Origin of the sequence: Reyranella aquatilis (assembly GCF_020880995.1) — a bacterium.
GTDB classification, from domain to species: domain Bacteria; phylum Pseudomonadota; class Alphaproteobacteria; order Reyranellales; family Reyranellaceae; genus Reyranella; species Reyranella aquatilis.
On sequence record NZ_JAJISD010000006.1, the window covers coordinates 42736 to 56399 of the forward strand.

The 13664-nt window shown below is 68.0% G+C and carries 8 protein-coding genes; 7 read left to right on the top strand and 1 reads right to left on the bottom strand.

The features are described 5' to 3' along the window. The first annotated feature begins 61 nt into the window (after positions 1–61). The 5 genes from LJ725_RS14650 to LJ725_RS14670 all read left to right on the top strand — a co-directional run bounded on the left by LJ725_RS14650 (position 62) and on the right by LJ725_RS14670 (position 10860). Positions 62–1375, top strand: coding sequence for an MdtA/MuxA family multidrug efflux RND transporter periplasmic adaptor subunit (locus tag LJ725_RS14650; RefSeq protein WP_230551388.1), 1314 nt, complete (start codon positions 62–64; stop codon positions 1373–1375). 12 nt (positions 1376–1387) lie between these two features. Then, complete coding sequence (locus LJ725_RS14655) at positions 1388–4546, top strand: MdtB/MuxB family multidrug efflux RND transporter permease subunit (protein ID WP_230551389.1); 3159 nt, start codon at positions 1388–1390, stop codon at positions 4544–4546. Continuing rightward, complete coding sequence (locus tag LJ725_RS14660; RefSeq protein ID WP_230551390.1) at positions 4543–7839, top strand: efflux RND transporter permease subunit; 3297 nt, start codon at positions 4543–4545, stop codon at positions 7837–7839. The genes LJ725_RS14655 and LJ725_RS14660 overlap by 4 nt, the downstream gene beginning before the upstream one ends. Then, on the top strand, positions 7836–9389 hold the full coding sequence (locus tag LJ725_RS14665) for an efflux transporter outer membrane subunit (RefSeq protein ID WP_230551391.1): 1554 nt from the start codon (positions 7836–7838) through the stop codon (positions 9387–9389). Before LJ725_RS14660 ends, LJ725_RS14665 begins: the two co-directional genes overlap by 4 nt. Before the next feature lie 175 nt (positions 9390–9564). Then, entirely contained in the window at positions 9565–10860 is a 1296-nt protein-coding gene (locus LJ725_RS14670; RefSeq protein WP_230551392.1) for an O-acetylhomoserine aminocarboxypropyltransferase/cysteine synthase family protein, read from the top strand. Between the two features lie 72 nt (positions 10861–10932). Here LJ725_RS14670 and LJ725_RS14675 read toward each other — a convergent pair whose 3' ends face one another. Then, positions 10933–11544, bottom strand: a complete 612-nt coding sequence (locus LJ725_RS14675) for a nitroreductase family protein (protein WP_230551393.1) — start codon at positions 11542–11544, stop codon at positions 10933–10935. A 79-nt stretch (positions 11545–11623) separates the two neighbouring features. On the opposite strand from LJ725_RS14675, the gene dinB reads away from it, so the two are divergent. After that, entirely contained in the window at positions 11624–12703 is a 1080-nt protein-coding gene (gene dinB, locus LJ725_RS14680; protein ID WP_230551703.1) for a DNA polymerase IV, read from the top strand. An 11-nt stretch (positions 12704–12714) separates the two neighbouring features. Beyond that, positions 12715–13620, top strand: a complete 906-nt coding sequence (locus LJ725_RS14685) for an NAD-dependent epimerase/dehydratase family protein (RefSeq protein WP_230551394.1) — start codon at positions 12715–12717, stop codon at positions 13618–13620. The last annotated feature ends 44 nt before the right edge of the window (positions 13621–13664 follow it).

A 13664-nucleotide genomic window follows, 5' to 3' on the forward strand; every position in this document is an offset into this window, starting at 1 on the left:
GAGACTCCGCCGGTTCAGCGCGTATCTGGTACGTGCTGTGTTTCTGGGGTGAATCGACAAGATGAAGCGGCTGCGAACCCTCCTCGGGATCGGTGTCGGGCTGGTGATCGTGGCTGGCGCGGGCTGGTACATCACGCAGTCGAGCACAGCCCCGCCGCCGCGGTCTCCGGGCCGGTTTGCCGCCGGCGTCGCCGTGCCGGTCGGAATTGCCACTGCCACGAAAGGGGACATTCCCATCGTGCTGCGGGCGCTGGGTACGGTCACACCGCTCCAGACCGTGAACGTGAAGACCCAGATCACCGGCCAGCTGGTCGACGTCTTCTTCAAGGAAGGCCAGATGGTGAAGCAGGGCGACCTGCTCGCACTGGTCGATTCCCGTCCCTACGACGTGGCGCTGCAGCAGGCGCTCGGACAGCAGCAGCGCGACGAGGCGCTGCTCAAGAACGCCCAGACCGACCTCGAGCGCTATCGCAAGCTCGTTCAGCAGGACTCGATCGCCCGCCAGCAGTACGACACGCAGGTTGCCCTGGTCCGCCAGTACGAGGCGGCTCTTGTGATCGACCAGGCGCTGGTCGACGCGGCCAAGCTCAACGTCAACTATACGCGGATCGTGGCGCCGCTCACGGGCAAGATCGGCCTTCGCATGGTCGACAAAGGTAACTACGTCACCATGGGAGACTCGAGCAGCATCTGCGTGATCATCCAGGTGCAGCCGATCTCCGTGCTGTTCACGATTCCGGAGGACTCGCTGCCGCTGGTGCGCAAGCGCCTGAAGACCGGCGAGCCGATGGAGGTGCGGGCGCTCGACCGGTCGCAGAAGGTCGAACTCGGCGTGGGCCGGCTCGACACGACCGACAATGTGATCGATCTCACCACCGGCACGGTGAAGCTGCGCGCCATCTTCGACAATGCCGACGAGGCGCTGTTTCCCAACCAGTTCGTGAACGTGCGCCTGCTCGCCGACACGGTGAGGGATGCGGTGGTGGTTCCCGTCGCCGCCATCCAGCGCGGCCAGCCCGGCACCTTCGTCTATCTCGCCAAGCCCGACGATTCGGTGGAGATCCGTGTCGTCCAGCTCGGCGAAACCGACGGCGAGAAGGTGGCGATCCTCAAGGGGCTGCAGGTCGGCGACCAGGTGGTGATCGACGGCGTCGACCGGCTGCGCGACGGCGCCAAGATCCGGCGCCCCAATGCTCCGCCGCGCGCATCGGCGGGTCCGCCGGTCGCCAACGCCCCGCCGCCCAAGGCAGGCCCCGACGGCCAGCCGCAGGGCGCGCCCGCCGAGGGTCAGCGTCGTCGGCAGCACGCCAATGGCGCCAGCGGCGGCACGGGCGGGCCCGCTCCCGGCCAGCCGGCGACCCAGACCAACCAGTAGCGCGCTCGCGACATGAACCCGTCGCGGATCTTCATCGAGCGGCCGGTCGCGACCTCGCTCTTCATGGTCGCGATCATGCTGGTCGGCATCATCGCGTATCGCTTCCTGCCCCTGTCGGCGCTGCCGCAGGTCGACTACCCGACCATCCGGGTGCTGACCCTGTATCCCGGCGCCAGCCCGGAGGTGATGACCACGTCGGTCACCGCGCCGCTGGAGCGCCAGTTCGGCCAGATGCCGGGACTCAACCAGATGACCTCGACCAGCTCGGCCGGCGCCTCGTCGATCACGCTGCAGTTCGACCTCAAGCTCGGGATCGACATCGCCGAGCAGCAGGTCCAGGCCGCGATCAATGCCGCCGGCAACCTGCTGCCGGGCGACCTGCCGTCGCCGCCGATCTACGCCAAGTTCAACCCGGCGGACGCGCCGGTGCTGACCCTGGCCGTCACGTCCAAGACCGAGCCGCTCACCAAGGTCCACGATCTCGTCGACACCCGCCTCGCGCAGAAGATCTCACAGCTTCCCGGCGTCGGTCTGGTGAAGCTGGAGGGAGGCCAGAAGCCCGGCGTGCGCATCCGCGCCAACCCGACGGCGCTCGCCGCCTACGGCCTCAACATCGACGACCTCCGCACCACCATCTCCAACGCCAACGTCAATACGCCCAAGGGCAATTTCGACGGGCCAGCGCGCGCGCTCACGATCAATGCCAACGACCAGATCACCGACCCCGACACGTTCCGCGACATCATCGTCGCCTATCGCAACGGCGCGCCGGTGCGCATCCGCGACGTCGCCTCGGTCGAGGAAGGGCAGGAGAACAACCGGATCGCCGCCTGGATGGACAATACCCAGGCGGTGATCGTAAACGTGCAGCGCCAGCCGGGTGCCAACGTCATCGAGGTGGTCGACCGCATCAAGGCCCTGCTGCCGACCCTGCGCGAGACCCTGCCCAACTCGCTCGACGTGACCGTGCTGACGGACCGGACCCTGACCATCCGCGCCTCGGTACGCGACGTTCAGATCGAACTGGGTTTCGCCGTCATCCTGGTCGTGGCCGTGATCTTCGCCTTCCTGGGCGACGCCCGCGCCACGCTGATCCCCAGCCTGTCGGTGCCGCTGTCTCTCGTCGGCACGCTGGCGGTGATGTATCTCGCCGACTTCAGCCTCAACAACCTGTCGATCATGGCGCTCACCATCGCCACCGGCTTCGTGGTCGACGACGCCATCGTCATGATCGAGAACATCGCCCGCTACATCGAGCGCGGCGACGATCCCAAGCAGGCGGCGCTGAAGGGCTCGAAGCAGATCGCCTTCACCGTGGTGTCGCTCACCGTCTCGCTGATCGCCGTCCTGATCCCGCTGCTGTTCATGAGCGACGTGGTCGGCCGCCTGTTCAGCGAATTCGCGGTGACGCTCTCGGTCACGATCCTGATCTCGGCGGTGGTGTCGCTCACCCTCGTGCCCATGATGTGCGCCCAGTTCCTGCGCCAGCGGACGCATGCGCCGGCAGCGCCCGGCGCCGCAAAGGCCCCGGTCTCCGCTCACGACGAGGACATCGGGACCGGCTGGTTCTCTCGCGTGATCCGCTTCTACGACCGCTGCCTGATCGTGGTGTTCCGGCACCAGGCGCTGACACTGCTGGTCGCTGTCGGGACGGTGGTGCTCACGGTCCTGCTCTACGTCGTCATCCCCAAGGGCTTCTTCCCCGTGCAGGACACCGGCCTGATCCAGGCTGTGACCGAGGGGCCGCAGAGCGTGTCCTTCGCGTCGATGAGCGAACGCCAGCGGGCGCTCGCCGAGGCGATTCTGAAGGACCCCGCCGTCGAGAGCCTCAGCTCCTTCGTGGGGGTGGATGGCACCAATCCGACGCTGAACTCGGGACGCATGCTGATCAACCTGAAGCCGCGCAGCGAGCGCTCGCTGTCGGCCGCCCAGGTGATCCGGCGGCTGCAGCGGGAGACCGCTTCGGTGCCCGGCATCTCGCTGTACATGCAGCCGTCGCAGGATCTCACGATCGATTCGACGGTGAGCCGCACGCAGTACCAGTTCGTCCTGGAATCGGCCAATGCGTCGGAGTTCGACGCCTGGGTGCCGCGCCTGATGGACCGGCTGGAGAAGCTGCCCGAACTGGTCGACGTGACGAGCGACCTCCAGAACAAGGGCCTGTCGATGTTCATCCGCATCGACCGCGACGCCGCGGCCCGCTTCGGCATCACCGCCGCCACCGTCGACAACGTGCTGTACGACGTGTTCGGCCAGCGCATCGTGTCGACCGTCTATACCCAGTCGAACCAGTACCGCGTGATCTACGAGGTCGAGCCCGAGATGGCGCGGTCGCTGAAATCCCTCAACGACCTTTATCTGCCCGGTTCGGCGAGCGGCAAGCAGGTGCCCCTGTCGGCCATCGCGACCTTCGAGGAGCGCACCGCCCCGCTGCGGCTGGACCGGTTCGGCCAGTTCCCGGCGACCACCATCTCCTTCAACCTGGCGCAGGGCTATGCGCTCGGCCAGGCCGTCGACGCCATCGTCGCGGCGCAGCGCGAGATCGGCATGCCGCGGTCGATCACCACGCATTTCCAGGGCGCGGCGCTCGCCTTCCAGAAGTCGCTCGACAGCCAGCTCCTGCTGATCCTGGCGGCCATCGTGACCGTCTACATCGTGCTGGGCGTGCTCTACGAGAGCTACATCCACCCGATCACGATCCTGTCGACCCTGCCCTCGGCCGGCATCGGCGCGCTGCTGGCCCTCATGCTGGCCGGTACCGACCTCAGCATCGTCGCCATCATCGGCATCGTGCTGCTGATCGGCATCGTGAAGAAGAACGCGATCATGATGATCGACTTCGCGCTCGACGCCGAACGCAACGAAGGCAAGGCGCCGCGCGAGGCCATCCACCAGGCCTGCCTGCTGCGCTTCCGGCCGATCCTCATGACGACGGTGGCGGCGCTGGTCGGCGCGCTGCCGCTGATGCTGGGCTCCGGCACCGGTTCGGAACTGCGCCAGCCGCTCGGCCTCACCATCGTCGGCGGCCTGATCGTCAGCCAGCTGCTGACCCTGTTCACGACGCCGGTGATCTATCTCGCCTTCGACCGGCTGGGCCGCCGCATCCGCGGTATGCCGCTGGATACGCCGCTGCATCCGGTGCGCGCCGAGGCGGGCGAGGGGACTTCGTGAACCTGTCGGCGCCCTTCATCGCGCGCCCCGTCGCCACGACGCTGCTCACCATCGGGCTGGCGCTGGCCGGCCTGGTGGCGTTCTTCGGGCTGCCGGTCTCGCCGCTGCCGAAGATCGATTTCCCGACCATCCAGGTCACCGCGAACCTGCCGGGCGCCTCGCCGGAGACGGTGGCGACCAGCGTGACGACGCCGCTCGAGCGGCGGCTGGGGGCGATCGCCGGCGTCACCGAGATCACCTCGTCGAGCACCGTGGGCAATTCGCGCATCACGCTGCAGTTCGACCTGTCGCGCGACATCGACGGGGCGGCGCGCGACGTGCAGGCGGCGATCAGCGCCGCCCGCGCCGACATGCCGGCCGATCTGCGCAGCAACCCGCAGTACCGCAAGCTCAATCCGGCCGACGCACCGGTGATGGTGATCGCGCTCACCTCCAATACGCTGGGCCAGGGCCGGCTGTTCGATGCCGGCTCCAACATCCTGCAGCAGAAGCTCAGCCAGGTGAGCGGCGTCGGCCAGGTGACGCTGGGCGGCAGCTCGCTGCCCGCGGTCCGGGTCGAGCTCAACCCGACGGCGCTCACCAAGTACGGGATCGGGCTGGAGAGCGTACGTGCGGCGCTGGCGGCCGCCAACGCCAACTCGCCCAAGGGCGCCATCGAGGTCGGCGACCTGCGCTACCAGCTCTATTCCAACGACCAGGCCCGCGTGGCCGACGAATACCGCTCGCTGATCATCGCCTGGCGCAATGGTGCCCCGGTGCGCCTCTCGGACGTGGCGGAGGTGATCGACTCGACCGAGAACATCCGCAACGAGGGCCAGGCCAACGGCAAGCGTTCGGTGCTGGTGATCATCTACAAGCAGCCCAACGCCAACATCATCGAGACGGTCGACGAGATCAAGGCGCTGCTGCCGGAGCTGCAGGCCTCGATGCCGAACGACGTCGAGCTGCAGGTGGTGAGCGACCGCACGACGACGATCCGCGCGGCGCTGAAGGAAGTCGAGCAGGCGCTGGTGATCGGCGTCGTGCTGGTGGTGCTGGTCACCTTCGCCTTCCTGCGCTCGGCGCGCGCAGGCTTTATCGCCGCCGTGACCGTGCCGGTGTCGCTGGTCGCGACCTTCGGCGGGATGTACCTGCTCGGCTACAGCCTGAACAACCTGTCGCTGATGGCGCTCACCATCGCCGCGGGCTTCGTGGTCGACGATGCGATCATCGTGCTCGAGAACGTGACGCGTCATCTCGAGGCCGGGATGTCGCGCATCGACGCCGCCCTCAAGGGCGCGCGCGAGGTCGGGTTCACCGTCGTGTCGATGAGCGTCTCGCTGATCGCCGTCTTCATCCCGATCCTGCTGATGGGCGGCATCGTCGGCCGCCTGTTCCGCGAGTTCGCGGTGACGCTCTCGGTGGCGATCCTGATCTCGATGGTGGTGTCGCTGACGACCACGCCCATGATGTGCGCCTATGTGTTGCGGCCGCCGGGCGAGCATCGCAGGCCCAACGTCTTCGCGCGGCTCAGCGAGCGGGGCCTGGGCGGGCTGCAATGGCTCTACGGCCGCAGCCTGGCGCTGGTGCTGCGCCATCCGCTGCTCACCATGCTGGTCTTCCTGGCCACGGTGCTGCTCAACATTCATCTCTACGTCACGATTCCCAAGGGCTTCTTCCCGCAGCAGGACACGGGCCGGCTGATGGGCGGCATCCGCGCCGACCAGAGCATTTCCTTCCAGGCGATGCGCCGGAAGTTCCGGCAATTCGTCGAGATCGTGCGCTCTGACCCCGCCATCGAGAGCGTGGCGGGGTTCACGGGCGGCGGGCAGACCAACTCGGGTTTCATCTTCGCGACCCTGAAGCCGCTCAGCGAGCGCGACGTCACCGCCGACCAGGTGATCCAGCGGCTGCGTCCCAAGCTCGCCCAGGTGCCCGGCGCGATGCTGTTCCTGCAGGCGGTGCAGGACATCCGCGTCGGCGGCCGCCAGGGCAACGCGCAGTATCAGTTCACGCTGCAGGCCGATTCGCTGCCGGACCTCTACACCTGGGGGCCGCGGCTTACCCAGGCCCTGCAGGCGGACTCCTCGGTGATTACCGACGTCGATTCCGACCAGCAGCAGCGCGGGCTGCAGCTCAACCTCACCATCGACCGCGATGCGGCGAGCCGGCTCGGCGTCTCCACGCGCAACATCTCCGCGACGCTCTACGACGCCTTTGGCCAGCGCCAGGTCTCGACCATCTACAATGCGCTCAACCAGTACCATGTCGTCATGGAGGTGGCGCCGCAGTGGTGGGAGAATCCGGAATCGCTGAAGGAGATCTACGTCAGCACCTCGGGCGGAGCGCTGAGCGGCACCCAGACGACCGGCAGCATCGCCTCGACCACCACCACGACGAACTCTTCCGGAGCCGCCGGCGCATCGACGATCGATCCCGCCCAGGCGGTGCGCAACCTGCGGACCAACCAGATTGCCGTGAGCGGACGGGGCTCGGCCTCGACGGGGGCGGCGGTCAGCACGACGCCGGAGAAGCTGGTGCCGCTGTCAGCGGTGACGCGCTGGGACTACGGCACCACGCCTCTCGCCGTGAACCACCAGAGCATGTTCGTGGCCAGCACGGTCTCGTTCAACCTGGCACCCGGCAAGACGCTGAGCGATGCCGTGCAGTACGTGAACGACACGATGCGCGAGATCGGCGTGCCGTCGACCCTGCACGGTTCCTTCCAGGGGACGGCGCGTGCGTTCCAGCAGTCCCTCGGCAACCAGCTCCTGCTGGTGCTGGCAGCCCTTGCTGCCGTCTATATCGTCCTTGGCATCCTGTACGAGAGCTACATCCACCCGATCACGATCCTGTCCACCCTGCCATCCGCCGGTGTCGGCGCACTACTGGCGCTGCAGTACACCGGCGTGGAGTTCAGCATCATCGCCATGATCGGCGTGCTGTTGCTGATCGGGATCGTGAAGAAGAACGCCATCATGATGATCGACGTGGCGCTGGAGCGCGAGCGCGCCGAGGGGCTGGAGCCTGCCAGGGCGATCCATGAAGCCGCCCTTCTGCGCTTCCGTCCCATCCTCATGACGACCATGGCCGCGATCCTGGGCGCCCTGCCGCTGGCGCTCGGATACGGAGACGGCGCGGAGTTGCGGCGTCCCCTCGGCATCTCGATTATCGGCGGCCTCATCGTGAGTCAGATCCTGACCCTGTACACCACCCCCGTGATCTACCTCTATCTCGACCGCTTCCGCCGCCGCGACCGCGACCGGCCGAGTCGTGTCGCCCGCGTCCTGGGAAGCGCCGGAGCGCCGGCATGAAGCGTGGCTCGGCGTCGCTTCTTCCTCTGCTGCTCGTCTCGGGTTGCCTCGTCGGGCCCGACTACGAGCGTGCGCCGCCGGCCAGCCCGGTTGCGCCAGCCTACAAGGAAGCCGAGCTTCCGACCGGCGCGGCATCGGTGTTCCGCCCGGCCCAGCCCGCCGACGGCGCCGATCGCGGCCAGTGGTGGCGCATCTACGGCGATCCGACTCTCGACAGTCTCGCCGCCCAGATCGACGTGTCGAACCAGAACCTCAAGATCTTCGAGGCCAACTACCGGCGGGCACGGGCGATCATCCGGCAGGACCAATCGGCGCTCTACCCCAGCATCTCGGGCACTGGTTCGGCGCAGCAGACGGGCACGGGCGGCCTGCGCGGCACCACGGCCGCCGGCGGCACGTCGACGGTGACGCGCTACGATTCGACGATCGGCCAGTACTCGACCGGCTTCACCCTCAACTGGGAACTGGACCTTTGGGGTACGCTGCGCCGCCAGGTCGAAAGCGATTCGGCGTCGGCGCAAGCCAGCGACGCCGAACTCGCAAACGCGCGCCTGTCGGCCCAGACCGATCTCGTGACGAACTATGCGTCGCTGCGTATCTCCGACGACCGCAAGCGTCTCTACGAGGCGACGGTCGCGGCCTACCAGCGCTCGATGCAGATCGCGCAGAACCAGGTAGATGCCGGCATCGTCTCGCGCGTCGATCTCGTGCAGGCCCAGACCCAGTATGAGCAGACGCGCGCCCAGCTGGTGAACGAGGGCATCAACCGCGCGCTCCTGGAGCATGCGATCGCGCTGCTGGTGGGCAAGGCGCCGTCCGAGGTGAGCATCGAGCCCGCGCCGACGCGTCTCACGATCCCCACGGTCGATTCCGGCGTGCCCTCGACCCTGCTGGAGCGGCGGCCCGACATTGCCTCGGCCGAACGCCAGATGGCGGCGGCCAATGCCCAGATCGGCGTGGCCAAGGGCGCCTTCTATCCGCAGATCTCGCTCGGTGCGACCATCGGCTTTCTGAGCGGCGGCCTGGGTTCGCTGCTGCAGCTGGGCACGGCGGCCTGGTCCGTGGGCCCGCAGATCGCCGGGACATTGGTCGACGGCGGCGGGATCGCGGCACAGGTGCAGGGCGCCCGCGCGAGCTACGACGCCACCGTCGCGACCTATCGCCAGACCGTGCTCACCGCTTTCCAGCAGGTCGAGGATGCGCTCGCGCAGCAGCGTATCCTCGTCGCCCAGGAGCGGGTGCAGCGGGCGGCCGTCGCCGCCGCCCGCGAAGCCGAGCGACTCTCCCTCAATCAATATCGCGTCGGCACCGTGCCCTACACGACTGTCGTGCAGACGCAGGCGTCGGCGCTCGCCGCCGAACAGTCGCTGCTCACGATCCGCCTCAACCGGCTGATCGCCAGCGCCAACCTGGTGAAGGCGCTGGGCGGAGGCTGGCGCCAGGAAGACCTGCCGCCGCCGGTGCCGATCGGCGGGCTCAAGCAGGCCAATCCGGCACCGCCGGCGTTCCCGCCGCCGTCCAACCAAAACGTGTCGACGCCGCGCCAGTAGAGCGGCTCGGACCGCGTTCGAGACGGGCAAAGATCGTGGGAGAAGAATTTTCTCCTCCCGTCGCGGCCCGCAGGGCGGACTTTTTGCCCACCTGTCGGCCATCGGCAGCCATTCCCTTTGACTGCGGCGGGCAATGCCACGAGTTTGGCGCCTCGTCGCAACCGCGAGGCCCGTCATGACAAATTCCCGCCATCCCGAAACCCTGTCGCTGCACGCCGGCTGGCGCGCCGATGCCACGACCGGCTCCGTCGCGGTGCCGATCCACCAGACGACCTCGTACCAGTTCCGCGACACCGAGCACGCGTCGAACCTGTTCGCGCTGAAGGAACTCGGCAACATCTACACCCGCCTCGGCAATCCGACCGTCGACGTGCTGGAGCAGCGTATCGCCGCGCTCGAAGGCGGTGCAGCCGCGCTGGCCGTGAGTTCGGGCCAGGCGGCGTCGGCCTTCGCGATCCAGAACATCGCCAAGGCAGGCGACAACATCGTGAGCTCGACCGACCTCTACGGCGGCACCTGGAACCTGTTCGCGCACACGCTGAAGGACCAGGGCATCGAAGTGCGCTTCGTCGATCCGTCCGATCCGCAGGCCTTCGCCCGCGCCACCGACGACCGCACGCGTGCCTACTACGCCGAGACGCTGCCCAACCCGAAGCTCGCGGTCTTCCCGATCAAGGAGGTCGCCGACATCGGCCGGCCGCTCGGCATTCCGCTGATCATCGACAATACCGCCGCGCCGATCCTGACGCGGCCGCTCGATCACGGTGCGGCTGTCGTCGTCTATTCCGGCACCAAGTATCTCGGTGGCCACGGCACCTCGATCGCCGGTCTGATCGTCGACGGCGGCACGTTCGACTGGGCGGCCCATCCGAAGCGCCAGCCGGCGCTGAACACGCCGGATCCGAGCTACCACGGCGCGATCTGGGTCGAGGCGGTGAAGCCAATCGGTCCGGTGGCCTACATCATCAAGGCGCGCACGACGCTGCTGCGCGATCTGGGCTCGGCCCTGTCGCCGTTCAACGCCTTCCTGATCCTGCAGGGTATCGAGACGGTGACGCTGCGCATGGAACGCCATGTGAAGAACGCGCAGGCCGTCGCCGACTTCCTGGCCAAGCGGCCCGAGGTCGCGAAGGTCATCCATCCGTCGCAGCAGAAAGGCGAGACCCGCCGCCGCGCCGACGCCTATCTCAAGGGTGGCTACGGCGGGCTGGTCGGGTTCGAGCTGGCGGCGGGCCGAGAGGCCGGCCGCCGCTTCATCGATTCGCTGAAGCTGCTCTATCACGTCGCCAACATCGGCGATGCCCGCAGCCTGGCGATCCATCCCGCCTCGACCACGCACTCGCAGCTCACCGCCGAGGAGCAGCTCAAGACCGGCGTGTCCGACGGCTACGTGCGCCTGTCGATCGGCATCGAGCATATCGACGACATCCTCGCCGACCTCGCGCAGGCCCTCGACGCCGCCGGCAAGTAGCGCGCCTCTCGGCACGCGATTTGGTCGTTCATGCTGCGGCGCTCCCGGACATCGCAAGCGGTGTCCTGACGCTCAGGGGGCCAAGCTCTGCTCGGCCCTCCATTCCGCGACGTGCGCGGCGCGGTCGGGACGCGCCGGCACGGGAGCGGTCGAGGTGACGGGTGTGCCGGCGGTGAGAAAGCCCACGAGGCGCGATGGGGCCTCGAAACCCAGCAGCCTGTTCACGGTGGCGTCATAGGTGTTCGGCCCCGTCACCCACATGCCGCCATAGCCCAGCATGTGCAGCGCGTTCAGCATGTTCATCGCCGCCGCGCCGGCCGAGAGGACCTGCTCGATCTCGGGAATGTTGCCCGGCCTGACGACCGCGCCGACGGCGATCAGCATCGGCGTGCGCCGGACCCAGGCCCGGTATCGCTCGGCCAGCGCCGCGGCGTTCGCCGGGTCGCGCGCGGCGGCGGCTTCGCCGAGCTTGTCGCCGAAGGCGAGGCGGGCATCGCCGCGGATGACGACGAAGCGCCAAGGCCTCAGCCGCCCGTGATCGGGCGCGCGCAGGCCGGCGTCGAGGATCAGGTCGAGATCGGTGCCTTCCGGCGCGGGGTCCTGCAGCGGGCCGACCGAGCGCCGGCCCAGCAGCTGGTCGAGGGCGAGCAGCCGAGGCTCGCGCACATGGGTGATGTCGGGCATGGCCGCAGACTAGCCAAAATGCAAACGAGTGTCATTCGCAAAATACAGCATCATTCCTGCGGGCGCCTATACTGAACCCATGGCGGAGACCGAGGTCCGCAAGATCATCCATGTCGACATGGACGCGTTCTACGCGTCCGTGGAGCAGCGCGACGACCCGGCGCTGCGCGGCCAGCCGGTCGCAGTCGGCGGGCGGCAGCGCGGCGTCGTGATGGCCGCGAGCTACGAGGCGCGCAAGTTCGGCGTGCGCTCGGCCATGCCGTCGGTCACGGCGAAGCGGCTGTGCCCGGAGCTGATCTTCGTGAAGCCCCGCTTCGACGTCTACAAGGAGGTCTCGCGCCAGATCCGCGAGATCTTCCTCGACTACACGCCGCTGGTGGAGCCGCTGTCGCTCGACGAAGCCTATCTCGACGTCACGACCAATCTCAAGGGCATGCCGCTCGCGTCGGAGATCGCGCGCGAGATCCGCGCCCGGATCCTGGAGCGCACCGGCCTCACCGCCTCGGCCGGCATCTCCTACAACAAGTTCCTGGCCAAGCTCGCCTCCGATCATCGCAAGCCCGATGGCCAGACCGTGATCCCGCCCGAGAAGGGCCCCGCCTTCGTCGAGGGCCTGCCCGTCGGCCGCTTCCACGGCGTGGGCCCGAAGACGGCTGAGAAGATGAACCGGCTCGGCATCCATACCGGCGCCGACCTGAAGGCCCAGCCGCTGGAGTTCCTCGAACAGTATTTCGGCCGGTCCGGCACCTATTACTACGCCATCGCGCGCGGCCATGACGAACGGCGCGTCGTGCCCAACCGGCCACGCAAGTCGGTCGGTTCGGAGACGACCTTCATGGAGGATCTCGACCGGCCGGCGGCGGTGGAGGAGGGCGTCGCTTCCGTGCTCGGGGACGTCTGGGCCTATTGCGAGCGCACCGGCATCCTCGGTCGGACCGTGACGGTGAAGATCAAGTATGCCGACTTCCGGATCGTGACGCGCAGCCGCACGCTCGAGGAAAGCGTCGATAGCCGCGAGGTGCTGGAGCGCACCGCGCGCGAACTGGTGCGCACGATCTTCCCGCTGGAGAAGAAGGTGCGCCTGCTCGGCGTCTCGCTCCATAACCTGCACCAGCGCGAGGAGCGCCGGGTGCCGCCGCAGATGACGCTGGCTCTCTAGGAGGCATGACCATGGATATCTTCATGACCGGCGCCACCGGCTACATCGGCGGCACCATCGCGCGCCGCCTCCTGGATGACGGCCACAAACTGCGTGGCCTCGTGCGCGACGAGGAAAAAGCGCGGAAGCTGGCGGATTTCGGTGTCGAGCCGCTGATCGGCGGTCTCGACGATGCGGCGCTCCTCACCGCCGAGGCAAGACGCGCCGATGCGGTGATCAATACGGCCAACAGCGATCATCGCGGCGCCGTGGAAGCCTTCCTCGAAGGACTGGCCGGCTCGAACAAGCCGTTCCTCCATACCAGCGGTTCCAGCATCGTGGCCGACGATGCCCGCGGTGATGTCGCGCCGGAGAAGATCTACGACGAGGACACGCCGCTCGATCCGGTGCCGGGCAAGAAGGCGCGGGTCGAGATCGACCGGCTGGTTCGCGGCGCGAGCGCGCGCGGCGTGCGTTCGGTCGTGGTGTGTCCCACCATGATCTACGGCAACGGCCTCGGCCTGGCGCGTGACAGCGCCCAGATCCCCGGCCTCGCGAAGCGGGCCAGGTCCTCGGGCGTGGTGCGCCATGTCGGCGAGGGGCTGAACATCTGGTCGAATGTCCATGTCGAGGACGTGGCCGATATCTACCGTCTGGCGCTCACCCGGGCGCCGGCGGGCGCGTTCTATTTCGCGGAGAACGGTGAGGCCTCCTATCGCGACATCTGCGTTGCGATCGCGCGCCGCCTGAAGCTCGGCGCGCCGCAGGTCTGGCCGTTCGCCGAGGCGGCAAAGGAGCTCGGCGCAAACAGTGCGGCCTATACCTTCGGCTCCAACAGCCGCGTGCGGGGCAAGCGCACCCGCAGCGAGCTGGGCTGGCAGCCGAGGCATGCCTCGGCGACGGCGTGGATCGAAGCGGAACTGCCGCTGAGCCTCTGACCCCTGCATCGTCGTAAGACGACGACGCCTCCCCGTTCAAAGGG